We start from the raw sequence: 24,145 nt of genomic DNA, 5'->3' as shown, positions 1-24,145 counted from the left end.
AAGGGGGCGCAGGTCAGCTTCGCCTGCGAACCGCCTCACGGTTCAGTGACAGCCAAAGCGCGCAGAGGACCAACGGACCGCAGGCCGCTTCGCCGCTGGCCACCAATGCCATCAAGTGATCGAAGGGGATCACATGGCTGCGAATATCTTCGGCCTCGGCTTCGGCGCCACCGACCCCCGCAACGTCGTCTGGCAAATCGCACAGGGCAACGAAGGTATAGAAATACTCGGTGTTCGATCCGGGGCTGGGATAGTGGTGCGGCAGGTCGATCAGACGATCAAGCGTCAGCCCGGTTTCTTCGCGCGCTTCCCGGTGCGCCGTGTCTTCCGGTGTTTCCCCCGCATCAACGCGGCCCGCGATGGGTTCCAGCGTCCAGGGGTGCGGATCGCCGCGCATATGCGGCCCCATGCGGAACTGTTCGACCAGCATCACCCGATCCCGCGCAGGGTCATAGGGCAGGACGATCACCGCATCGCCTCCGACAAAGGCCGCGCGGTTGACCACCTCGCTCATCTCGCCAGAGTAGCGGCGGAAGGCAAGGTCCTGTTCCTCCATCGTGAAGAACCCGGCATAGGGGCGCGCGCTGGCGTGGACGTCGATATCCCCTGCCCCGAAATCCGCGCGCAGGGTGGTGGGTGCGGTGCTGGCACGCGCCCGCACACGGCTGGCCGCACGGGTGCGGATCATCGGAAACCGCTGGGCAACCACCTGCGCCGAGACCTTGCCGAAATAGGACATGACCTCGTCCGCCGCTTCCAACGTCATCTCGCCCCACTGCGCGACCCAATCGTCCAAAGACCACGGCGCACCGGACGTCCACAGGCCGGGCGCTGGGAAATAGACTTCGGCGGTCACGGTATCGGTTGTGCCATCGGGCTTCACCGCAACCTCTTTCAGCGCGTAATCAAACCCGCCCTCATAGAAATCAAGCCGGGCGCGGGCGGTGTCGCTGAGCCCTTCGACCAGCAGACCGTGGGCGGTCGCGTCCGCATCTTCCTGAATGGTGGGAAAGGGTTGGTCCTTGACCCAGCTGATGCGGTGACCGGACAGAGTCGCGGGGCGCGTGCGATAGCGTTCACCGGCCAGCACAAGGTCAAGCAGCGGCAGATGGCACAGCGTGCCATAAAAAAACATCGTCGTCACAGGGTTAGCCCCATTTGCGCGCAGCGTTGAAGGCGCACCACGACGCCAGCCCCCCACCAAGCAGAACCGCGACCATGACCTCTCCCGTCGCGTATTTCTGATAAAAATCCACGCTGATCATGAAAATATCCTGCAATGCCTCGATCGGCCCGTCATAGGCCTTGCGCAGACTTTGCTGGATCATGATGGCAAAGGCAAAGATAAAGAACGTAAGGCCGGCCTGAACCAAAGCGGTGGTGAAGGCGTTGGCCCCCACGCTGCCCAAACGCTGATCCGCCCGCGGACCAAGAAATTTCCACCCGACAAACAACCCCACCAATGCAAAAATCGGCGACAGTTTCGACAAATCGCGGCCTTCTTCCATCAGGGGTTTGATCAGTTCGGCACAGAACCACCCTGTCGCGGACAGGATCAGGGCAGCAACCAGTTTCGCGGCTGTGGGCATCAAGACCTCCTGCAGTATCGGCCGTTCAGCCGATGTTTTCACAGGTTGTTATGGCCATTTTAAGGCAAATTTATCGGCAACGTATACGCAGTGACACGCGAACGACGCCTGTCAGTCCTCCAGTGCCCGTGACCCCCGGGTCACTCGGGGTTTTTCAGCGTGACCTGCACCACGTCACAATTGCCGGAATGAAAGGCCGCCGCGCAGGAGGTCAGATAGAAGTTCCACATCCGTTTGAAGCGGTCATCAAACCCAAGGGCCGCGACCTGCCCCCATTTCGCGTTGAACACCTCGTGCCACCGCCTGAGCGTTGCCGAATAGCTTTCCCCGAACGCGATCTGGTTGCGAAACGCAAGCCCGGCTTTCTCGACCTCGGCGCGCAGCACGGTCTTGGACGGCAGCATCCCGCCCGGAAATATGTATTTCTGAATGAAATCAACGCCCTTTCGATAGACGTCAAACCGTTTTTCGGTGATCGTGATGATCTGTAACACGGCCTGCGCGCCGGGACGCAGGCATTTGCGCACGGTGCCGAAATAGATCGGCCAGTATTTCTCGCCCACCGCCTCGAACATCTCGATCGACGCGATGCCGTCATACTGACCTTTTTCGTCACGATAGTCCTGCATCTTGATCGTCACCAGATCGGACAGACCCGCCTTGCGGATACGCTCGACCGCGAAGTCATGTTGTTCCTGGCTGATGGTCAGGCCCGTAACGCGGATACCTTTCCTTGCCGCATGTTCGGCAAAGCCGCCCCAGCCACAGCCGATTTCCAGCACATGATCGCCCGGCCCCACCCCCATCTGATCAATCATCGAGGCGTATTTCTGCTCCTGTGCCTTCTCCAGACTGTCCTGCCCGCTGCGGAACAAGGCAGAGGAATAGGTCATCGTGTCATCCAGCCAAAGCGCATAGAAATCATTGCCCAGATCATAGTGATAGCTGATGTTCTTCTTCGCCCGGCTTTTGGTGTTGGACTTCATCAGGTGGCGCATACGTTCATAGGCGCGCAGGAAAATCTGGCCGGGAAACCCGTCATACAGAACGTCATTGTCGTCCTGTAAAAGGTCCAGAAACGCCTGCAAGTCTGGTGTCGACCAGCCACCGTCGATATAAGCATCGCAAAAGCCCAGATCGCCTTCGCGGATCAGGCGGGCGAACACATCCGGGTCATGCACACACAGTTCGGCAACAAAGCCCGGATGCGCCCCTTCGGCACGAAACCGGCGCCCGTCCGGCATCACGAAATCCAACCGCCCGCGATTCATCCGGCATGCGATCTCGAACACATTGCTGAAATAGCGTGGCAAATGCGTTTGCCCCGCCGTGCTGGTCAGGATCATATCACCCCCCAATGTTCGCGATCCGTCCTGCCCAAGGCTAGGACGGAGGGGGCGTGGCTGACAAGATGGTCGCTTTGCAGTCGCAACAACGCCTGCTGCGAGTGCAAAAACCGGTGTCGGGGGATGAAGGGCGCCCGCCGATTACATCAATCTTTCCGTTCAAGCCCTTGATATTAATTACGATCAAAGAACATGATCGAGAGCATCCATCAATTTCGCCACTTCGCTTTCAGACGTGTAATGGGTGAAGCTGACCCTCAGCACCCCCAGCGCCGGGTCGATGCCCAACGCCGTCAGCGCCCGCACGGCATAGAAGTCGCCGCCCCCGGCCAAGATCCCCAGCGGCGCCAGGCGTTCGGCCAACCCTGCCGCCGGGCTTTGCGTGGCGATCGCGACCGTCGGGGCGCGGCCTTCTGCCCGCGTCGGCCCCAGCAAGCGCACCGAGTTTTTCGAGGTCAGGTAATCAAGCAAGGGCTGCAACAGCCGCCCCTCATGCGTGCGCATCAGGTCGTGCACCCCGGCCGCCCGCGCCGACACATCGCCGGTGATGCCGTGATGTGCCGCCATTGCATCGAAATAATCCGCCATCCCGGCAGACGCCGCGATCTGCGCGTGATCGGGTCCGGCAGGGGTGAACCGCTTGTAGAGCACGTCCCCGTTGAAGAAATGCCCCTGATTGGGCAGAGCCGCGCCCAGCGCGCGGCGGATCACCATGATCCCCTGATGCGGCCCATAGGTCTTGTAGGCGGAAAACAGATAGATATCAGCGCCCAACGCGTCGACATTCACAAACCCATGCGGGGCGTAGCTGACGCCATCGACACAGGTGAACGCCCCCGCTGCACGCGCCTTGGCGCAGATGGCGGTGACGTCATTGACCTCGCCCACCACGTTCGAGCAATGGGGGAAGCAGACAAGTTTGACCTTTCCGTCGCCCAGAAACGTGTCCAGCGCCGCCGGGTCCAGATGGCCCGTGTCGGGGTCAATCTGCCACTCTCGTACCTCGAACCCGTCCTCTGCAAGCCGTCGCCACGGACCGGAGTTCGCCTCATGATCCTGATTGGTCACGACAATGGCCGCACCTTCGGGCAGATACCGGCGAAACGCCTGCGCCAGCACATAGGTGTTTTGCGTGGTCGACGGGCCAAAGCTCAGCTCATCCGTTTCGACCCCCATCATCGCGGCCAGACCTGTCCGGGCCTCGTCCATCTCGTCCCCTGCCAGACGCGAGGCATCATAGGGGCCGTAGGGCTGCACTTTGCGCTGATGGTAATACCGGGTCAGCCGGTCGATCACCGGTTTGCAGGCATACGACCCACCAGCATTCTCAAAAAACGCCTGCCCTTGCAGCGTCGGCTCCGAGAAAGCCGGAAACTGGGCGCGCACCCATGTGATGTCCAACTCGCTCATGGCGGCTCCTTCGCTTCTGTTCTGGTGGGGTTCCTGACGGAACAGGGCGCGCGTGCAGGCGCGCTGTCGCCCCGGACGCTTTCTGGCTATCTGCCATATGAGAACGGGTCAAGCGTCGCGACTTCGCACGACACCGGGGCGCTTGGGCGCAGAGGGGCAAGGTGATGCCCTGCCCCAATGTCCGTGTGACGATATCCTAAAGGCTCATCAGCGTGTCGGCGTCCAGCATCGCGGCTGCCATCGCATCTGGCGCGGCAACGGTCACGCCGTCCAGCAGCACGTCTTTTTCAGCCCCTTTGTTGGGCAGATAGATCGCGCAGACCTCGACCTTTGCGCCCGGCATCCCCATGATCTTCTGCATCAACTGCTGCGGTCCAACGCCCAGCGGCTTTTGCGGGGCGGTCGCGCTTTCGGGGGCGTCTTTCAACGCCAGATCGGCGGCGGGTCCGCACAACATCACATGCGGCGCAGCACCTTGTTCGGCGGATTTCATCGTCAGCACCATCGCCATCATCTGGGTCTGTGCTTCGGGCGCGGTCAGGATGGTAACAAGGGTATCGTCGTCATCCGCATGGGCGGTGCCGGCCAGCGCGGCCAGCCCGATTGCGGCGGCGGTCAGGGTCGTCTTGAGCGAAAACTTGGTCATGTAATCTGTCCTTGAATAACGGGTGAGCCCACACGCGGCAGAGGAATTGCCATCCACGCGTCAGCGGGCGGGGCGACATGCCCCGCCGCAAGGGCTACGCGATATATTCAAGACAAGGAATGCGTCAATTCGCGCCGCGACGAACCGCCTCATACCGGGGCGTGGACGGTCAGCCGTTCACGTCCACAACAACACGCCCCTTGACCTGCCCTTTCAGGATATCAGCACCCAGAGCGGGAAGGTCTTCCAAGGTCGCGGGGCTTATCATGGCCTCAAGTTTGTCCATCGGCAGGTCCCTGGCAATCCGCTGCCACGCTCGCAGACGGTTGTCATAGGGCTGCATGACACTGTCGATCCCCAAAAGGTTCACCCCGCGCAGCAGGAAGGGAATGACCGTCGCGGGCAAGGCTGCCCCCCCTGCAAGCCCCACAGCGGCGACACTGGCGCCATATTTCATCTGCCCCAGCACGCGGGCCAGCATGTCGCCGCCCACGGCATCCACACAGCCCGCCCAGGTCTCGGCCTCAAGCGGGCGCTTGGTGGTCTCGTTCAGCTCTTCACGCGGCACGATGGACGACGCCCCGAGCCCCTTCAGATACGCCGCCTGGTCGGGTCGCCCGGTGACGGCGGCCACGTCATAGCCAAGATTGGCAAGGATCGCGGTGGCGACCGACCCCACGCCCCCGGCCGCGCCGGTGACAAGCACCGGCCCCTGCCCCGGTTTCATCCCATGATCTTCCAGCGCCATCACCGCGAGCATCGCGGTGAACCCCGCCGTGCCGACCGCCATCGCCTGCCGGGTGGTCAAACCATCCGGCAGCGGCACCAGCTTGTCCGCGTTAATGCGCGCCTTCTGGGCATAGCCGCCCCAGGTCACTTCGCCCACGCGCCAGCCGGTCAGAACCACCTTGTCGCCGGGCTTGTATCGGTCATCGTCGGACGTTTCCACGGTGCCTGCATAGTCGATCCCCGGCACATGGGGATAATTACGCACCAGCCCCCCGCCCTTGGGCGACAGGCACAATCCGTCTTTGTAGTTCACGGTGGAATATTCGACCGCGACGGTCACATTGCCATCCGGCAACTGATCCTCGGATATCTCTTTGAGAGAGGCTTGGGCCAGCCCCGCCTCGTCCTGCTCCATCATCAGTGCTTTGAACATAATCTCTCTCCTTTAGCAGAGTTCAGCGCCCCGGGCCTTTCCAGTCGATCTGGCAAATCTCGGCGGATCGCCCGTCGAAATCCCACACCCGTCCATGCGCGCGCAGCTTGCCCTTGGTGGCGGTGGCGACGGTGATGTCCGGCCCCATCCAGTATTGCGTGTTCCGGATCACGATATCCTCGTCCGGGTTGGCCCCGTCCACCGGATGCACCACCCCGGCAATCTTGCGCCCCACGGTGATGTGGCGGGTTTTGCCTTCGGTCTCATAGGTGACGGGCTGGCGCTCGGCGCCCAGAAACTCGCCCACCAGCATCTGGAACAGGCCCGTGGTGCCCTTGGCGGCCCCGGAAAAGATCGTCACCAACGCCTCATAGGCGTCATCACTGGCGCGCTCATCGACGAACAGCGCCACTTTCCAGTTCCCGCGCCCCATATTACCGGGGATCTCGATCATCAGGCCAAGGTTCAGGCCAGACAGGTCGATGTCTCCATATTGCCCACTGTCGATCCGCACCCCGCCCCATGTCTGGCAGTGACCTTCCGTGGGCGGGTGCTTGCCAAGGCTGACCACACAGGGGCAGAAGACCGTGCAGTTGCAGTTCAGGATCAACTCTCCCTTGATGGTCCATTCCACTTGTCCAACTTGCGTTCCGTCCATCTCAACCTCCCGGGAACAAGGCCCAGATCCCGCCCGCGATCAGCGCCCAGCCCAGGGGGCGGGTCAGATGGCGGCCCAGATCGGGCAGTTTTTCAAAAATCATGATCAGGGTGGCCAGCCCCATGAAGGCCAGGTTCATCACACCGCCCACAAAGCCCAACAGCATCAGCGCCCAGCAGCAGCCCAGACAAAGTGCCCCCAGGCGCACGCCCAGCGCGGCGGCATTCCAACGGGTCGCACGCCAATACTGCATGAAGAACGTCATCGGCTGGCGGCATTTGGACAGGCAGGTGTCCTTCAGGGCGGTAAACTGATACGCCCCGGCCCCGATCAGCAGCGCGCCGGTCAGCCAAGGCGAGATACTTTGACCAAGTGGCGACAGAAGCCCGGCGCGAAACAGCAGCAACTGCCCGACCGCCGCAATGGCGGCAAAACCCAGCCAGACCGCCAGATAGCCTGTGACCAATTGCACAAATCCCTGCCGTGTTCCTGCGCCTGAGGCGATCAGATCGTCATAGGTCGCGAAGCTGGGCAAGGCCGTCGGGGCCATCATCGCGGCAGACATCACCGCCCACATCGCAAAAAGACCAGCAAACCCGGCCTGATCCGGCGCCACAATGCAAAGTGACCGCCAGAAGTCGGCGCCATAGATGCGCGACAGCTCCAACGCGTCGGGTGGCAGGGCCATCGCATAGAGCAGCCCCCAGCCCACAAGGATCAGCCCGAACAGCGCCAGCCAATGCGGCGCCTGCATGGCTCTTATCCTTGACGAAACGGACATGGTTCCCCCATCTTGCGAGTCGGAATGATAATGTCTGACAATTGGCCACAGGGCAAGCAATTGTCAGACAATTAAGGAGTGACGCCGCGTGAAAACCGATCTGGACGACAATCAGGACCTGTCAAAGCAGATAGCCGAGGCCATTCGTGACGCTATCATCGAGGGTGATTTGATTGTCGATCAACGCCTGCCGTCCGAGGCCGAGCTGTGCGACAAATTCAGCGTCGGGCGTTCGACCGTGCGCGAAGCGTTAAAGCGGTTGGCCGCGCAGAACCTCATTCGCACCCAGCGCGGGGCGTCTGGCGGGGCCTTCGTGAACCGAATGTCGTTTGAAGAGGCATATGGCCAGCAGATCACCACCTCGACCCTGCTTTTGTCGATGAACAGCGTCGATTTCGAAACCGCCTGCGAGGCGCGCTATGCGCTGGAACGGGCCTGCGCGCCCCTGTCCGCCCGACGTCGCACCCCCGACCACCTCGCCACGATGCGCGCCGAGATCCACCGCCAGTCGCAGCCCGGCCTGACGGACGAGGCGTTCTGTGCCTCGGATGTGGCCTTTCACCGGGCACTGGTGGATGGGGCAGGCAACCCGGTGCTGTCCTATCAACTGGCGGGCGCCGTTGAAGCCATGCAGCCCCTGATGAACATGATCACCTACACGCAGCGGGATCGGGACCGGATCGTGGCGCTGCATACACGGCTGGCGGATGCGATTGAGGGGGCGGATGGGTCGCGGGCGGATCTCATCTTGTCCGAGCTTGCGGAGTATACGGCAGAGCTTGGACGGTCACGCGCCACGCAGACCTCTGTTCAGGCTTGATCGCCCCGCCCCGTTTTGCCACCGGTGATCCGCCCGTAAAGCTCGGTCAGCATCGCAACCTCGATCAGGGTCAGCACCACGGTTCCAAGGGCGTTCAGCATACTCGTCACCCCTTCGAAAAGGACCATATTGACGCCATATGCGATAGCGGCCCCGCGTGACGACAACATGGCTTCGGTCGGCAAGAACAGGATCAGCGCAACAGCACCCAGCAGAATGGCCGACAGCAGCACATCTTTGGAATGGCGGCGAGACACCGTCCAAGAGCTCGCGAAAGTAAGCCGTGGTGCATCCACAGCAGTTGCGACCAGTCCCAGTCCCAACCGCAGCACCACCACCCCGGCGATGACATAGGGAGAAACAATCATCACCAGGCTTTCGCTCAGCCGGAGCGCATCCGCGACCGGCATGGTGTCTTGCGCATTCCACAGAATAAGAGGCAGCAGCAGAACCATATTTATCACAGTGACAAGCAGGCCAAGCAGGATCCAGTCGAGAGCATATTTGACCAACCGCCCAGAGCCCGACGAAAGACCTGCAAAACTCGGATCCTCATGTAGGATCACCAGGCGATGCCAGCCAATGGCCATCAGCGAAAACACCGCGATGAACACCACCACGCCCGCAATGGCAAAAAAGAACGTACCACCAAGGCCAGTGTGGCCTTCACCCCCCGCTCCGATGTCGCTCCAGAACAGATACTCCGCCATCAGCGAGATCAGGAGTGGCAGGACGGCCAGACGCAGAGCCTGACGCCAGTTTGTGGATAGTCGGCGCAGGGCCGCGACCATCAGCGTATTTGAAAAACCCATGAAAATCTTGCCTGTCTTTGGTTTCAGACAAGATGGGGGGCGGTCTGGGCGCATACAACCCCTTTTCAACCGCGCCCCAAGCCCTTACATATGAGCTGTCCTTCGGGACTATGGACATAAACGCGCTCGTAATAAGCGGATCGGACCCGGGGGCGGTACCCGGCGCCTCCACCAATCATCCTTCGTTTGGGGATCATGGGGGCGAAACAGGATCGACGGACGTCTAAAGGGGTTTGCTTTGTCTCGGTGAGATACCACCGTTATCGGTTCACTTAAGCTAGTTGCAAACGACAACAAAGCTCCGGCAATGGCTCTGGCTGCGTAAGCAGTTCGGGTCGCCGAAACCTAAGTCCTTAGGCCTAGCAGCGTAAGGCGGGGTTCGCAGGCACCTGGCAACAGAAGCCTGCACTTTCCCCCAGATACCCCAGACATGCACCAAACCTGCCCCATGTCCAGCCTGACCGGGTTGCCCGGATTGCCGGTTACACCTCCTTAATGCTTTTGGCCTAGATTCGGAGGTCTAAGAACCGAAACACATGAACTTGGAAGGAACAGCACGTGGCCCATCTGGAGCTTCTGAAAAAATGGTATGACCGTGTCTGGGTACAGCAGGATCTGGATGCAATCGGGCGTTTCTTTGCCCCCGACTTCGAAGCGCAGGGGGTGATGGATTTTGGTGTCGGGCCCGAGGATTTTCATGCCCTGGGTGCCGCCGTTCTGGCACAAGTCGAAATCAACGAAGTCCGCTTTGACCGCGAGGTTGAACTGGGCGACTGGGTCTGGGCGACTTTCACCGTCCTTGCAGTGACGCTGGCGGACCAGAAGCCTGTGCAGACCACCGGCCAGATCATGGCGCGTATGTCGGATGGCAAGATTGTCGAAGCCTATAACCAAATCGACTTTCTGACCTTTTTCGAACAGTTGGGATATCTGCCGCCGGACAGCCTGGCCCTGTGCCTGTCAGGCGAAGGGATCGCGGCCTGACGCTGCGCCTAACCTATCCCAGCGAAGGGTGACGGGCCTGTGCGCCCGTATCTTGGGCAGGTAATTGCGCGGGTGGTGCCGCCGGGCTTGGATGTTGGCCGGGTGGTCACCTTCAAGGCCTTGGGTATGCAGGGCTGCGTTGCTTTGGTGTTCCCCTCTGGTCGCGCATGGCGCCGGGCCGTTTTTCCTTGCCAATGGGTGCGGATCAGGGCCCTATCCGGTCATGCCGCCTTGCCCGCCCTTGTCCCCTCCTCCACCCTCGCCTCCACCACCCGTGTCTCCTCCGCCCGAACCGTATATGTCGCCCGGCCTGCCCGAACTCACCCGCATCTTTGCACGTATCGGATTGATGTCCTTCGGTGGTCCGGCAGCGCAAATCGCGGTGATGCACCGCGAACTTGTGCAAGACCGCCCGTGGCTGACCGAGCGGCAGTTCCTGAACGCCCTGTCCTTCTGCATGTTGCTGCCCGGCCCGGAGGCCATGCAGTTGTGCACCTATGCCGGGTGGCGGCTGCGCGGAGTGCCGGGCGGGTTGATCGCGGGGCTGCTGTTCGTCTTGCCGGGCGCGTTGGTCATGCTGGTCTTGGCGGCGGCATATGCCCGTTGGGGGCAACTGCCCTTGGCCGAAGCCCTGTTTCTGGGCGTCAAGGCCACGGTGGTGATCGTGGTCTTGCAAGCTCTGCTCAGACTGGCCCGCAAAACCCTGCGCCACTGGACACACGGGACCATTGCGATGGCGTCGTTCATCGCGCTCTATGCCTTCGACGCGCCGTTTCCGTTGGTGATCCTGGTTGCCGGCGCGATCGGGATGGGTTTCGCGGGCGGATCTACGGGTCAACCGCCCCTCGCGCCGGGACTGGCACAGTCGACAACGTTGGGTCGCACTCTGAACCATGCAGCCCTCTGGCTGGCGTTGTGGTTTGCCCCCCTTTTGCTGGCACACGGATTTGGCGCGGACAGCCTGACCGCTATCGGGCTGTTCTTCTCGAAACTCGCCGTGGTCAGCTTTGGCGGTGCCTACGCGGTGCTGGCCTATATGGCGCAAGAGACCGTGACCACCCATGGCTGGCTGAGCCCCGCGCAGATGATGGACGGGCTTGGGCTGGCCGAAACCACGCCCGGCCCGCTGATTCTAGTGACGGAGTTCGTGGGCTATATGGCCGGTCATGGCCTGTCCGGCCCGGTCCTTGCGCTGTTGGCGGCGGCGATGACACTTTGGGTCACCTTCATCCCCTGCTTCCTGTGGATCTTCGTCGCGGCCCCCCATCTGGATTGGCTGACCACCCGGCCCCGCCTGACTGCGGCGTTGGATGGCATCACCGCTGCGGTCGTCGGGGTCATCGCCAACTTGTCGTTGTGGTTTGCCCTGCATGTCCTTTTCGATCAGGTGACGCGCGCGAACAATGTGTTCGCCCCCACCATGCCAGAGCCGGGCAGCCTGAATGCGACCGCCCTGGGCCTGGCGGGTATCGCCGCTCTGCTGTTGCTTGGCCTGCGCGTCTCGCTGCCGCTGACACTGGCGATCATGGCCACCCTTGGCGCGGGGTTGTTCGTGCTGGCCGCGTGATCATCTTGCGCCTTTTCATCGCCACCGAATCCCGTATTCTGGACCCAGACAGAAGAAAGACCGCTCATGTCCGACACCATCGACTATGGAAACCTGATGCATGACGCCATGCGCGACCTGATCCGCAAGGTTTTGGGGGATGTCGCGGCGTCCGGCCTGCCCGGTGAACATCATTTCTTCATCAATTTCGACACCCGCCATGACGGGGTCGAGATTGCGAATTGGATGCATGATCGGTTTCCCGACGACATGACGATCGTTTTGCAGCACTGGTTCGAAAACCTGGCCGTCAGTGAGGACGGGTTTTCCGTCACGCTGAATTTTGGCGACACGCCCGAGACACTGTTCATTCCGTTCGATGCGATCAACACCTTCGTTGATCCATCCGTCGAATTCGGATTGCGGTTCGAAATGCAGGACGACCACCACCCCGACCTGCATCTTGCCGGGGATCAAGACGCGATCGCGGAAGAGGCCGCGCCTGTCACCGACCCGGAACGCGATGCGCCCGACACGGACGCTGACGCCCAGGACCCATCCCACAAAGAGGCCGAGATCGTTCGGCTGGACAGCTTTCGCAAATAGCAGACCGCCCCGCCTGCCCCTGTCGACACGGTCCGACCCCAGACAGCATTGCCACACCACGTGGTTCGGGCGCTACCAGCATTGAATTTGGTGTGCAGTCGTGTACAACGACCTCGGTTTTGCAAATAAAGGCGCCCTGACATGACCCAGACCCGCACAGAATCCGACAGCTTTGGCCCTCTTGAAGTTCCTGCCGACAAATACTGGGGCGCACAGACGCAGCGTTCTTTGATGAACTTCCCGATTGGTTGGGAAAAACAGCCCACCGCCATCGTGCGTGCCCTTGGTGTCATCAAACAGGCCTGCGCAGAAGCCAACAAAGCTGCGGGCGCGATGGATGGCAAGATTGCCGATGCCGTCATTCAGGCCGCATCAGAAGTCGTGGCTGGCAAGTTCGACGACAATTTCCCGCTGGTCGTGTGGCAAACCGGGTCCGGCACCCAATCGAACATGAACGCCAACGAGGTGATCGCCAACCGCGCCATTGAAATCATGGGCGGCGTGATCGGATCGAAAGACCCGGTGCACCCAAACGATCACTGCAATATGGGCCAATCCTCGAACGACACGTTCCCGACCGCGATGCACATCGCCACCGCTATGAGCGTGCGTGACGTGCTGCTGCCCGGTCTGGAAAAACTGCTGGCCGGTCTTGAGGCCAAGGAAAACGAGTTCAAGGACATCATCAAGATCGGTCGCACCCATACGCAGGACGCCACCCCGCTGACGCTTGGGCAGGAGTTCTCGGGCTATGCCCACATGATCCGTCAGGGCATCGAACGGGTGAAACTGGCTCTGCCCGGCATTTACGAACTGGCACAGGGCGGCACTGCTGTTGGCACCGGTTTGAACACACGCAAGGGCTGGGGCGAGGAAGTCGCCGCCAACATGGCCCGCATCACCGGCCTGCCCTTCGTCACCGCCCCCAACAAGTTCGAGGCTCTGGCCGCCCATGACGCGATGGTATTCATGTCGGGCGCTTTGGCGACCGTGGCGGGTTCGTGCTACAAGATCGCCAATGACATCCGGTTCCTCGGCTCCGGCCCCCGCTCGGGTCTGGGCGAACTGATCCTGCCGGAAAACGAACCCGGCTCGTCCATCATGCCAGGCAAGGTGAACCCGACACAGGCCGAGGCGCTGACGCAAGTGGCCGCGCATGTGATGGGCAACGATGCCGCGATCAAGTTCGCAGGCTCGCAGGGGCATTTCGAACTGAACGTCTATAACCCGATGATGAGCTATAACCTGCTGCAATCCATTCAGCTTCTGGGCGATGCGGCGGACAGCTTCACCGAACGGATGCTGAACGGTATTCAGGCCAACGAGCCGCGCATTGAGAAACTGATGAAGGAAAGCCTGATGCTGGTGACGGCGCTGGCCCCCACAATCGGCTATGACAACGCCACCAAGGTGGCCAAGACGGCGCACAAAAACGGCACTACCCTGAAGGAAGAGGCGATTGCCCTTGGTTTCGTGGACGAAAAAACCTTTGACGAGGTGGTGCGCCCCGAACAGATGATCGGCCCGAAAGACTGATGGCGGAACCGGTCAATCTGAACCGGTTTCGGAAAGAAAAAGCGCGGGCCGCGACCAAGGCCCGCGCTGATGAAAACGCTGTCAAACACGGGCGCAGCAAGGCGCAGAAAGCAGCGGAACGCGCGGACGAGATCCGAATGCAGCGGCAGTTGGACTGTCACAAACAAGACCCGGAGACAGCATGAGTTCGCGCCCCGAAAAACACTCGCTGACCCTGCACGGGCACCGCACGTCGGTGTCGCTGGAGCCGGAGTTCTGGCAGGCCTTTCGCGAGATTGCGAAGGCACGCGGCCTGCCCCTGAACGCGCTGGCAGCCGAGGTTGATGCGGCGCGCGGAGTGGACCGGGGGCTGGCATCCGCAATTCGCGTTTATGTGCTCGATCACTACAGACGACCGTCCGAGGGCTGAGTTTCACTCACGCGGTGTCAGGGTCAGCCAGATCCCGTCCCTGCCCCGCACCGTCAGATGCGCCACCGGCATGGCGGGCCGGTCGTGAACCAGTTCAAACCGATAGGCCCGCACCAGCATCGACAGGATCAACGGTCCTTCGATCATCGCAAAGCCTGCCCCGGGGCACACCCTTTGCCCGCTGGAAAACGGAATGAAGGCGTTGCGCAGGCAGGATTTTCCATTCGCCGTCTGGAACCGGGCGGGGTCGAAGGCATCGGGATCCTCCCACAGCCGTTTATGCCGATGCAAATGCCAAGGGCTCAGCACGATCTGGCTGCCCTTCGGCACGTCACGTCCCCGGAACTGTTCGGGGCAGCTTGCCTCGCGCACCATCATCGGCACCGGGGGATAAAGGCGCAACGCCTCGCGAAACACGTCGCGCGACAGACGCAGGCGGGACATGACCGAGAAATATATCTTGTCGGGGTCGATATATGCCTGCGCCTCTTCTGCGACCCGGTCCTGCCAGTCGGGATAGAGCGCCAGCAGATACAGCGCCCACGCCAGAGCCGAAGCGCTGGTTTCATGGCCCGCAAGAAAGAAAATCGCCACCTGATCGACCATTTCGTCGGTATCGAACCGATCGCCGGACTCGGGGTGGGTCGTCGTCATGATCTTGGTGGCCAGATCGTCGGGAGCGGTGCCCTGTGCGATCTCGGCCATGCGGGCGGCTGTCAGGTCCCGGATCAGACCCCTGATCTGGCGCGCGGTCTGTTTGGCCCTTGCGCGATGAAATCGCGGCATCCAGCGTGGCAGGGGCAACAGCGCCCCAAGATTGACCACAGGTTGCGCGCGCTGGTGGTCGCGGAATTTTTCGAACACCTGCCCCGCGACCTCATGTTCGATCGGGATCGAGAACAGCGTGCGGAAAATCACGTCAGCAGCGGCGTGGCTGGCATGGCTTTCCATCTCGACGGGGGTGCCGTCCGCCACGGGGCGCAGGCGGTCCACGGCAGACACGGCAGCGTCCCACATGGCCGGGAACACCTCTTTCAACCGCCCACCCTCGAACGCGGGGTCGATAATGCGGCGCTGCCGCTTCCAGACCTCGCCATTGGTGACGAAGACGGACTCGCCCAACAGCGGCGCCAGCCCCTCGCGGATGCGGTCGGATTTTGGGAAATCGTCGGGGCGTTTCTTCAGCACCAGATCGACCAACCTCGGGTCGTTGCACAGGAAACTGCGGAAGAACGGCGTTCGAAACTCGGCCATCCAGGCACGATAGAGCCGCGCCGGTTGGGCCGACAGGATATCACGGCGAAACAGTTTCGCGTAACGCCAAAGCGACACCCGCCCGGCACGCGAGGGCGGTTTGGGGGGCAAGGGCGTCGTCATGCCGCCATGTTCGTGTATTTTGACACCGGGTTCTCGATCCGGCTGGCCGACGGGCGGCGGTTGCGATAGCGGTCTGCCAGGGTCATTGGGCCAGCGGTAATTTGAAAATAGTCGTAGTCTCCGGGACGATCAAAGGCGCAAAGATATTGAAAATGCAGCCGAAAAAAGCGCCAGCGCAGAACCTTCCAGCGTTCGGGGCTGAGCGTTTTTGTGAATGCTGCAGAAACCACCAGCGGCCAGCGTTTGCCCTGATCGGGCGCCACCCCTGTCACCGCCACCGGATCACACAGCGCAAAGGCGCAGCCATCTCCCGGCGCGGTCACGTCCACCCATGCGACACGGGTCTGCATGCTCAACTCATGCAGGTCGCGCCTGAGCCTGTGCGCATCGGGCAGGAAGCTGACCATCGGCATGACTTGCCCAAGGCTCAGAAACGCCAGCGCGGGACCATCCTGCGGCACCCGACCCGCCCGTAGCAGGTCGGCCAGCACGGATACGGCCAGATGCGCGCCGGAACTGTGACCCACCACCAGAACCTCATCCACATCCGTGTGCAGCGCCCGTTCGATCTGGTCGGCAAACAGCGCCATCCGCGCCTCCAACTCGGGCGGGTTGGCCCCTTTCGAGCGCGCGGAATAGGCGTAATCGTGCATCAGGTAGTAAACATATAGCTTGTTATCCACCGCGCGAAACCAGCGCAGCAGAACCGCGACGGTCACGGCAAACCCAATCCAGTAACCAGCGACCATCGCACCGGTGTTCAGCGTGACATGGCCTGCAAAAAACGCGGCGACATGGCCAAGAATATGGCCCAGAAGCAGGGCCAGAACCAGTTGCAGCATCAACATGCCCACCGGGTAGAGCGCGGCAATCACCGGCCCCTTGCGCAACCGCATCAAGCGCCACAGCGCACCGGTCGCGATATAGGTCCACGCCGTGCGCGCCATCAGAAGATAGGTCTGTGCGATGTTCAACTTCATGCTGTCACGCACGATATCGGCCCAGACCAGCACGTCGAATTCCGCCTCGGTTTCAATCCCGTCGATCCGGCCCGTCACCTGCCATCCATAGCTGCCTGAACGCTGCCGCCCGATCAGGTCGATCTGATAGCCCGAAATCTCCGCCTGCGCCGCCCCCTCCTTGCGATACAGCTCGCGATATCGACGCGGGTGAATCGGGTCATAGCCGGGGATGTAGAACACCTGGCGACGCCGCACCTGGGCGGGTTTTCCGGGCGGTCGGTCGTCGGTGGCATGCATGGTTCCGGCCTGTCTGTTTCGGCGCAAGGCTATCCGGAAAAGCAGTCGAAATTAAGCCCTTGCGTGGACTTCCTGCTTAGCCAAGTGCAGAAAGTGCCGGGAATGTCTCAAGCAGCCAATAGGAGAATCGCGAGAATCCCCCGGTCAGCATCATCAACCCGATGGTCCACAGAAGCAGCCCCATGATCCGCTCGATCCGCTCCATATGCCGTTTCATGAAATTCATCATCCCGGTCATGCGCGGGAAGAATGCCGCGACCAGCAGAAAAGGAATGCCCAGCCCGGCAGCATAGATCGCCAGAAGCGTGGTGCCCCGCGCCACCGATCCTTCCGACGCGGCAAGCGACAGGATCGCACCCAATTGCGGCCCGATGCAGGGGGTCCAGCCAAAGGCGAAGGCCAGCCCGAGCAGATAGGCTCCGAACGCACTTCCCCCCTGGTCGCCCGCGTCCATACGTGCTTCGCGATTGAGAAAGGGGATATTGATTACGCCCAGAAAATGCGCCCCGAACACCATCACGACGATTCCGGCGAACGTGGCGAAAAGCTGTTGGTTTTGCAGGAAAAACGCCCCGAAGGCCGACGCCGCGAAGCCCAGAAACAGAAACACCGTCGACAGGCCCATGACGAAGAACAAAGCGGCCAGTGTGGCCTTGCGGGCGGCTTGCCGACCTTCGGTCATCTCGCCCATGCTGACGCCGGACATATAGGCCAGATAGGGCGGCACGATGGGCAGCACGCAGGGGCTGAGGAAACTCAGGATCCCGGCCACGAAGGCGATGATCAAGGCCGGCAGCAGGCTGGCGTCGATAAGGTCAAATCCAAACATACCCTCACATAGCGCGGGAAGACCGTGTCGTCACCTGCCCCTTTGTCACAACTGCGCGACAAATTGGTGCACCTGCCCGATGGACAGGTCCACCCCGACGGCCTATGGGAAGATATGGAGTTTGACGACGATCTTGATGCGCTGGGGTTGCTGTGCCCCCTGCCCGTGCTGAAGGCCCGCAAGCGTCTGAAATCGCTTGAAACGGGGCAGGTTTTGCGCCTGCAAGCCACCGATCCGGCGGCGGTGATCGACGTGCCGCATTTCTGCACCGAACAGGGGCACGACCTTCTCGGGCAGGAAGAACACGGCAACGCCACCCATTACTTCATCCGCAAGGGATGACGGAAACGAAAAGGCCGGACAAGTTGCCCGGCCTTTCCCTGTCTATCGGCATGGCTGCCTAGCTGCCCAGCGACCACCAGCCCTTGCGCTTGGGCTTGGGCGGCTCGTCGGCTTTCACCTCAGGCTCGGCAGGGGTCGCCGGAGCGGCGTTTGCCATTGCGGGTTCCGGCGCTTTCTCGGCAGTGGTCGCGTCAACTGCCGCGTCGTCTTCGTTCTTGCGTGACGTGGTCGCCCGTTTGCGTGGTGCTTTCTTGGACTTTTCTTCGGCTTCCGGCGCTGACTTCTCAGCCGACGCAACCTCTGCGGGAGCGTCCTCCTTGGGCTTCTTGGCCCGTGACTTGCGCGCGGGTTTCTTCGGTGCCTCTTCCACTTCAACTTCTGCCGTGGCATCGGTCGCCACTTCTTCCGCCTTCGGTTTCGCTGCCCGTTTACGGGGCGCGCGCTTGGGCTTCGGCTTTTCTTCCGCCTCAACCTCAGCCGTCGCTTGCGCATCCTCGGTCGAAGCGTCCGCAGCTACTGTTTCACCGACCGCTTCATCTTCGGCTTTCTTCGACCGGCGACGCGGGGCGCGTTTGCGCTTGGGCTTGTCGTCGCTGTCTTCGGTGGGGGTCTCGGCCTCGGCATCCGTTGCCGCGGTTTCCTTGACCTCGTCCGATGCGTCATTGTCTTCGGACGCGTCGCCGTTCTGGTTGTCCTGCCGCGCGTCATCCCCGTTGGACGACCGACGACGGCGACGGCGGCGGCGACGTTTCTTGGGCTTCTGTTCGTCGTCGCTCGTGTCCTCCGAAATCACTTCGGCGTCTTCGACCTCGTCAATATCCTCCATCAGCGAGGCATCGACAGACACCACCGTTGCCGAGGCGTCCGGCACGGCGCGGGTGGCGGTCTTGAACTTCTCGATCGAGTAATCGGGCGAGATCAGGAACGGATCGGCTTCGATCCGCACCGCCATGCCATAGCGCGCTTCAATTTGCGCAATATGCTCGCGTTTGTTGTTCATCAGGAAGTTCACGATGCCGACCGGAGCCTTCACCAAAACCTCGCGCGAGCGACGGCGCACGCCTTCCTCCTCCAACTGGCGCAGGATCGACAAGGCAAGGTTGTCATCCGAGCGGATCAGGCCCGTACCGTGGCAATGGTTGCAAGGCTGGGTCGTCGCCTCGATCATGCCGGGGCGCAGACGCTGGCGCGACATTTCCGCCAGACCAAAGCCCGAGATACGGCCCACCTGGATTCGTGCACGGTCGGTTTTCAGCTTGTCTTTCAGACGCTTTTCAACCGCGTTGTTGTTGCGGCGTTCTTCCATGTCGATGAAGTCGATCACGATCAGACCGGCCAGGTCGCGCAGACGCAACTGGCGCGCGACTTCCTCGGCGGCCTCAAGGTTGGTTTTCAGCGCCGTTTCCTCGATCGAGCCTTCTTTCGTTGCCCGGCCCGAGTTCACGTCAATCGCCACCAGAGCTTCGGTCACACCAATGACGATATAGCCACCGGATTTCAACTGCACCGTGGGGCTGAACATCCCCGACAGATAGCTTTCAACCTGATAGCGCGCGAACAGCGGCATCTGGTCCTGATACAGCTTCACATTCTTGGCGTGGGACGGCATGATCATCTTCATGAAGTCCTTGGCGGTGCGATAGCCTGCCTCGCCCTCCACGAACACCTCGTCAATCTCGCGCGAATACAGATCGCGGATCGAGCGTTTGATCAGGTTGCCTTCTTCGTAAATCTTCGCCGGTGCCGATGACGCAAGCGTCAGTTCGCGGATTTGCTCCCACAACCGTTGCAGATACTCATAATCGCGTTTGATTTCCGACTTGGTGCGCTTGGCCCCTGCCGTACGCACGATCAGGCCCGCGCCCTTGGGTACGTCGATCTCGGAGGCGATTTCCTTCAGCTTCTTGCGGTCGGCGGCGTTGGTGATCTTGCGGCTGATCCCGCCGCCGCGCGCGGTGTTGGGCATCAAGACGCAGTAGCGCCCGGCCAGCGACAGATAGGTGGTCAGCGCCGCGCCCTTGTTGCCGCGTTCTTCCTTCACGACCTGCACCAGAAGGATCTGGCGCACCTTGATCACTTCCTGGATCTTGTAGCGTTTCGGGCGCGGTTTGCGGCGCGGGCGGATGTCTTCGACGGCGTCATCATCGGCGACGCTTTCGATCTGGTCATCCTTTTCCGAGGCATCCAGCGGTGCGTCGTCGTCATCATCGTCGTCATCGTCGTCGCTGTCGTCACTGTCGTCCGACGTGTCCGATGCCTGGTCTTTGACCTCAGGGCTGTCGCTGGCCGCATCTGTCAGGACTGCATCGTCATCCGAGCCATCGGTGGGTTCTTCGACGGGGGTGTCGCCAACCAGTTCCATCGGCGAGCGGCCTTCTTCGGGGTCGCCTTCACCATTGTCCAGGTCAATGACATCCATACCGGAGCCGGTGGAGTCGACCTCTTTGGTGGCCACGGCATCATCGGATTTGGCCTCTTCCGCCTTCGCGCGTGAACGGCCGCGCGACCGGCGGCGGCGCGATTTGGGCTTTTCCTCTTCCTCGGCCATGGCTTCGGCATAGGCGCGTTCTTCTTCCAAGAGCGCCTCGCGATCCGCGACCGGGATCTGATAATAATCAGGGTGGATTTCGGAAAAGGCCAAAAAGCCGTGGCGGTTGCCGCCATAATCCACAAAGGCCGCCTGCAACGACGGTTCGACCCGCGTCACCTTGGCCAGATAGATATTGCCAGCTAGCTGGCGTTTGTTTTCTGATTCAAAGTCAAATTCCTCGACCTTGTTTCCGTCCACCACCACAACGCGGGTTTCTTCCGCGTGAGTGGCGTCGATAAGCATCTTCTTGGGCATATGTTCTTTCCGCACCCCGTACACGCGCCCTTCCAGGCGGAAGCGCACGGTTTTGGGGGTGACTTGTCAGGGCGAAGCGATGCGTGGGATACGACAACAAGGTCAGGGGCTTGCGCCCCGCCTTCTGTGTTTGCTCGATCCTCTCGCGCATCATCGCGTTTCTTCTCCGGTCACGCTTGCGGTGGGCTGGAGTGGCCAGACCCCGTGCGCGACCCATTCTTTTGCCCGGTCTGGTGTCAGACGTCGGGCGGATTTTCGGACCCGGAACAACGGCCTTGCGGGCGCTTACCTCCGTGATCGTCAATTTCGCGCTCTGGCAGCCAGCCCATTTTCGGGCGCGTTCCAGAGCATTCTCGGTTTGTTTTGCCCCGGCCTGCGGCCTTGGCCAACATTCGGTCAGCAAAACAACGAAACTCTCGTCAGCGGTCGGGCGCAAAGGCGCGATCCACCGTAAATGGACCATACGTGGTCAAGGGTCGGAATGACAATGGGCAAAATGCATCTCCGTGCAGATGATTGCGCAACGCGGGGCCATAGTCGCGAACGGCATCGCAGGCGCATCGCCCGACAATCCCTTGTTAATATAGCCCGCCCGACGACAGAGACCCGAAATCGGCCTTGCCCGGCACCACGACCGTTTTGCCGGTCGAGGTCTGAACCTTCGCGGCGCCATCGTCGGTTTCGCCACGGTCGAACATGGGCAGGTTGGCCCCCATCGCAAAGCCACCGTCGAACATCACGCCAAACAGCGGCTCTTCACCATCGCGGAAATACTCGGCCACAACATGATCGCCCGAAGCATCCGGCGGCAGGCGCGCGCCGGTGAAGCGGTCGATCTTGATGAAATGCCCGCCCGGCGGCACCTTGAACTCACCCCCGCCATATTCCTTGATTGCCTCAAGCATGAAGCGTTGGAACACCGGGCCGCACATACCGCCGCCTGACGTGCCAGGCATGGTGCGCGGACGGTCATAGCCGATATAGCAACCCGCCACGATGTTCGAGGTGAAGCCAACGAACCACGCATCGCGTTCGTCATTGGTCGTGCCCGTCTTGCCAGCCGTCGGCACCGGAAGGTTGACCACACTGCGCGCTGTGCCACGTTCCACCACGCCCCGCAGCATCGAGGTCAGCTGATAAGCGGTGATCGCGTTCATCACCCGTTCGCGGTCCGACACAATCGCGGGCGCCTGCCCATCGGCAAGGGTCGGGTCGCTGCAATCGGTGCATTGGCGATCGTCATGGCGATAGATCGTCTTGCCCCAGCGGTCCTGCACGCGGTCCACCAGCGTAGGTTCCACCCGCTCGCCGCCATTGGCAAACATCGCATAAGCCGCGACCATGCGGAAAAGCGTCGTTTCTTCGGCCCCCAGCGAGTTCGCCAGAAACTGGTTCATCCGGTCATAGACGCCGAACCGTTCGGCATAGCCCGCCACGGTATCCATGCCGATTTCCTGCGCCAGCCGCACCGTCATCAGGTTGCGCGACTGTTCAATCCCGGTACGCAAGGGCGTCGGGCCGTAGAAACGGTTGGAGTAGTTCTTGGGCCGCCAGATCTGCCCCCCCGCGACCACCTCGATCGGGGCGTCGATCACAATGGTGGCTGGCGAAAAGCCACTGTCCAGCGCGGCGGCATAGACGAAGGGCTTGAAACTTGACCCCGGCTGGCGTGTCGCTTGCGTCGCCCGGTTGAAGACCGAATGCTGGTAGCTGAAGCCCCCCTGCATCGCGATCACGCGCCCCGTGTTCACGTCCATCGCCATAAAGCCGCCCTGCACCTCGGGCACCTGTCGCAAGGTCCAGCGGATGAAGCTGCCGTCGTCGTCCTTGGTCATCTGGCGCACATGCACGACCTCGCCGACCTTCAGCAGATCACCGGCAACCTGTGCGCGGCGGCCAAGGCTGCCGTCTTCATTACGACGGCGCGCCCATGTCACATCCTTGGCCGGGATCCAGTGGCCGTCTTCGTCCTCGTCCACGCCTTCGATGCCGATGCGCGCATCGCTGCTACCGACCTCAAGCACCACCGCGGGAGACCAGCCTTCGATGTCCCGCGGGAACCGAGTATCGGCCAGAGCTGCACGCCAGGACGCCTCGTCGCCCAGCACTTCGGCGGGCAACGTCACGCCAGACGGGCGCCAGACGCCCCGGCTGCGGTCGTAATCCTCAAGCGCGATGCGCAGGCTTTTGGCGGCCACTTGCTGCAAGTCCGGGTCCACGGTGGCCCGCACGCTCATGCCGCCGGTAAAGAACTCCTCTTCCCCGAAATCGCGGCTGAGCTGGCGACGAATCTCGTCGGTGAAGTAATCGCGCGGCGGCAGCGCCTCGCGGAAGGCCGGGAAGTCGCCGTTCTGAACCGACCGCAGAGGCTTGGCGACCTCGGCGTCATAAGTGGCGCGATCCAGATAGCCGTTCTGGAACATCTCGCGCAGAACATAGTTGCGCCGCGCCATTAGGCGTTCTTTCGCGCGCACCGGGTGAAAGTTGCTGGGCGCCTGCGGCATCGAGGCCAGCGTTGCAGCCTCATGCGGCTCCAGCTCGTCCAGCGTCTTGTTGAAATAGGTCTGCGCCGCCGCCGTCACACCGTATGAGTTCTGGCCCAGAAAGATCTCGTTCAGATACAGCGCCAGAATTTCATCCTTGGACAATGTGCTTTCCAGACGCACCGACAGGATCAGTTCCTTGATCTTGCGTTCCGCCGACCGTTCGGAGCTGAGCAGGAAGTTCTTCACCACCTGCTGCGGAATGGTGGACGCCCCGCGCAGCTTTCCCCCGCGCGCCGCTTCGACGGCGGCGGCGGCGATCCCACGGGGGTCGAACCCGGCATGGGTATAGAAATTCTTGTCCTCGGCCGAGATGAAGGCGTGTTTCACCAGCGCCGGAATCTCGTCCGCCGGGGTAAACAGGCGGCGTTCGCGGGCAAATTCGTCCATCAACTGCCCTTCGCCGGAATAAACCCGGCTAATGGTGGCAGGCGTGTAGGTGGCAAGCTGTTCGTGACTGGGCAAGTCTCTGGAATACATCCAGAAAACGCCACCGATCACCAGTGCGGCCATGAAGACAGCCAGCGTGATGCCGGTAAAGACGGCACCGAATATGCCAAGAATGAATCTGATCACGCGCGCGTCCTTTGAAAAGTGCTTCCTTCCTATAAAGGGACCGCAGGGCCGGGTCAAAACCCCTTGGCG

At 61.6% G+C, this 24,145-nt stretch carries 22 protein-coding genes and 1 other RNA gene; 9 read left to right on the top strand and 14 right to left on the bottom strand.

All coding sequences use genetic code 11. The annotated features are described in order from the left end of the window. Nucleotides 1-13 precede the first annotated feature (13 nt). From MUY21_RS12775 to MUY21_RS12740, 8 genes are all read right to left on the bottom strand, one after another. Nucleotides 14-1,135, bottom strand: coding sequence for an NUDIX domain-containing protein (locus tag MUY21_RS12775; protein ID WP_248410749.1), 1,122 nt, complete (start codon nt 1,133-1,135; stop codon nt 14-16). A 13-nt stretch (nt 1,136-1,148) separates the two neighbouring features. Then, on the bottom strand, nt 1,149-1,589 hold the full coding sequence (locus tag MUY21_RS12770; protein WP_248410723.1) for a TrgA family protein: 441 nt from the start codon (nt 1,587-1,589) through the stop codon (nt 1,149-1,151). Nucleotides 1,590-1,729: 140 nt separating this feature from the next. Beyond that, entirely contained in the window at nt 1,730-2,935 is a 1,206-nt protein-coding gene (locus MUY21_RS12765) for a cyclopropane-fatty-acyl-phospholipid synthase family protein (RefSeq protein WP_248410722.1), read from the bottom strand. Nucleotides 2,936-3,118: 183 nt separating this feature from the next. After that, on the bottom strand, nt 3,119-4,345 hold the full coding sequence (locus tag MUY21_RS12760) for an aminotransferase class V-fold PLP-dependent enzyme (protein WP_248410721.1): 1,227 nt from the start codon (nt 4,343-4,345) through the stop codon (nt 3,119-3,121). Nucleotides 4,346-4,541: 196 nt separating this feature from the next. Continuing rightward, nucleotides 4,542-4,991: a DsrE family protein gene (locus tag MUY21_RS12755; protein WP_248410720.1), complete on the bottom strand. Its 450-nt coding sequence runs from the start codon at nt 4,989-4,991 to the stop codon at nt 4,542-4,544. Nucleotides 4,992-5,160: 169 nt separating this feature from the next. Next, nucleotides 5,161-6,153: an MDR family oxidoreductase gene (acuI, locus tag MUY21_RS12750; protein ID WP_248410719.1), complete on the bottom strand. Its 993-nt coding sequence runs from the start codon at nt 6,151-6,153 to the stop codon at nt 5,161-5,163. A 22-nt stretch (nt 6,154-6,175) separates the two neighbouring features. Beyond that, entirely contained in the window at nt 6,176-6,811 is a 636-nt protein-coding gene (locus MUY21_RS12745; protein WP_248410718.1) for a DUF1326 domain-containing protein, read from the bottom strand. A 1-nt stretch (nt 6,812) separates the two neighbouring features. Further along, nucleotides 6,813-7,565 (bottom strand): DUF2182 domain-containing protein, encoded by a 753-nt coding sequence (locus tag MUY21_RS12740; RefSeq protein ID WP_248410717.1) that lies wholly within the window; start codon nt 7,563-7,565, stop codon nt 6,813-6,815. A 115-nt stretch (nt 7,566-7,680) separates the two neighbouring features. Between MUY21_RS12740 and MUY21_RS12735 the strand changes: the two genes are divergently transcribed. Further along, entirely contained in the window at nt 7,681-8,412 is a 732-nt protein-coding gene (locus MUY21_RS12735; RefSeq protein ID WP_248410716.1) for an FCD domain-containing protein, read from the top strand. Here the strand turns inward: MUY21_RS12735 and MUY21_RS12730 are convergent. Then, complete coding sequence (locus MUY21_RS12730; RefSeq protein WP_248410715.1) at nt 8,403-9,224, bottom strand: hypothetical protein; 822 nt, start codon at nt 9,222-9,224, stop codon at nt 8,403-8,405. The two genes, MUY21_RS12735 and MUY21_RS12730, sit on opposite strands and share 10 nt — an antisense overlap. Before the next feature lie 58 nt (nt 9,225-9,282). On the opposite strand from MUY21_RS12730, the gene ssrA reads away from it, so the two are divergent. The 7 genes from ssrA (at nt 9,283) to MUY21_RS12695 (ending at nt 14,305) form a co-directional block, all read left to right on the top strand. After that, nucleotides 9,283-9,634, top strand: a transfer-messenger RNA (tmRNA) gene (gene ssrA / locus MUY21_RS12725). 148 nt (nt 9,635-9,782) lie between these two features. Then, nucleotides 9,783-10,208 (top strand): nuclear transport factor 2 family protein, encoded by a 426-nt coding sequence (locus tag MUY21_RS12720; protein ID WP_248410714.1) that lies wholly within the window; start codon nt 9,783-9,785, stop codon nt 10,206-10,208. A 298-nt stretch (nt 10,209-10,506) separates the two neighbouring features. Continuing rightward, nucleotides 10,507-11,775, top strand: coding sequence for a chromate efflux transporter (gene chrA, locus MUY21_RS12715; RefSeq protein WP_248410713.1), 1,269 nt, complete (start codon nt 10,507-10,509; stop codon nt 11,773-11,775). Nucleotides 11,776-11,841: 66 nt separating this feature from the next. Beyond that, complete coding sequence (locus MUY21_RS12710) at nt 11,842-12,360, top strand: ClpXP protease specificity-enhancing factor SspB (RefSeq protein WP_248410712.1); 519 nt, start codon at nt 11,842-11,844, stop codon at nt 12,358-12,360. A 141-nt stretch (nt 12,361-12,501) separates the two neighbouring features. Beyond that, the gene (gene fumC, locus MUY21_RS12705) at nt 12,502-13,896 is read left to right on the top strand and encodes a class II fumarate hydratase (RefSeq protein ID WP_248410711.1); all 1,395 of its coding nucleotides are present in this window, start codon (nt 12,502-12,504) and stop codon (nt 13,894-13,896) included. Further along, nucleotides 13,896-14,081 (top strand): DUF4169 family protein, encoded by a 186-nt coding sequence (locus MUY21_RS12700; RefSeq protein ID WP_248410710.1) that lies wholly within the window; start codon nt 13,896-13,898, stop codon nt 14,079-14,081. Before fumC ends, MUY21_RS12700 begins: the two co-directional genes overlap by 1 nt. Then, the gene (locus tag MUY21_RS12695) at nt 14,078-14,305 is read left to right on the top strand and encodes a ribbon-helix-helix domain-containing protein (RefSeq protein ID WP_248410709.1); all 228 of its coding nucleotides are present in this window, start codon (nt 14,078-14,080) and stop codon (nt 14,303-14,305) included. The genes MUY21_RS12700 and MUY21_RS12695 overlap by 4 nt, the downstream gene beginning before the upstream one ends. Before the next feature lie 3 nt (nt 14,306-14,308). Here the strand turns inward: MUY21_RS12695 and MUY21_RS12690 are convergent, their stop codons facing one another. From MUY21_RS12690 to MUY21_RS12680, 3 genes are all read right to left on the bottom strand, one after another. After that, the gene (locus MUY21_RS12690) at nt 14,309-15,682 is read right to left on the bottom strand and encodes a cytochrome P450 (protein WP_248410708.1); all 1,374 of its coding nucleotides are present in this window, start codon (nt 15,680-15,682) and stop codon (nt 14,309-14,311) included. Then, nucleotides 15,679-16,941: a hypothetical protein gene (locus MUY21_RS12685; protein WP_248410707.1), complete on the bottom strand. Its 1,263-nt coding sequence runs from the start codon at nt 16,939-16,941 to the stop codon at nt 15,679-15,681. The genes MUY21_RS12690 and MUY21_RS12685 overlap by 4 nt, the downstream gene beginning before the upstream one ends. 76 nt (nt 16,942-17,017) lie before the next feature. Next, nucleotides 17,018-17,770, bottom strand: coding sequence for a cytochrome c biogenesis CcdA family protein (locus MUY21_RS12680; protein WP_248410706.1), 753 nt, complete (start codon nt 17,768-17,770; stop codon nt 17,018-17,020). Between the two features lie 114 nt (nt 17,771-17,884). Here MUY21_RS12680 and MUY21_RS12675 point away from each other — a divergent pair, with 114 nt between their 5' ends. Next, the gene (locus MUY21_RS12675) at nt 17,885-18,112 is read left to right on the top strand and encodes a sulfurtransferase TusA family protein (RefSeq protein WP_248410748.1); all 228 of its coding nucleotides are present in this window, start codon (nt 17,885-17,887) and stop codon (nt 18,110-18,112) included. Nucleotides 18,113-18,170: 58 nt separating this feature from the next. Here the strand turns inward: MUY21_RS12675 and MUY21_RS12670 are convergent, their stop codons facing one another. Both MUY21_RS12670 and MUY21_RS12665 read right to left on the bottom strand, forming a co-directional pair. After that, a complete protein-coding gene (locus MUY21_RS12670; protein WP_248410705.1) occupies nt 18,171-20,957 on the bottom strand; it encodes a ribonuclease E/G in 2,787 nt (928 codons plus the stop codon). 578 nt (nt 20,958-21,535) lie between these two features. Next, nucleotides 21,536-24,076 carry a PBP1A family penicillin-binding protein gene (locus MUY21_RS12665; RefSeq protein WP_248410704.1) on the bottom strand — a complete coding sequence of 847 codons (2,541 nt, stop codon included), beginning with the start codon at nt 24,074-24,076 and terminating at the stop codon, nt 21,536-21,538. Nucleotides 24,077-24,145 lie beyond the last annotated feature (69 nt).

The organism is Aliiroseovarius sp. S2029, from assembly GCF_023195575.1.
In the GTDB taxonomy this organism is placed as follows: domain Bacteria; phylum Pseudomonadota; class Alphaproteobacteria; order Rhodobacterales; family Rhodobacteraceae; genus Aliiroseovarius; species Aliiroseovarius zhejiangensis.
The sequence above is the reverse complement of the archived record's forward strand: the minus strand, read 5'-3'. Positions and strand labels throughout refer to the sequence as shown.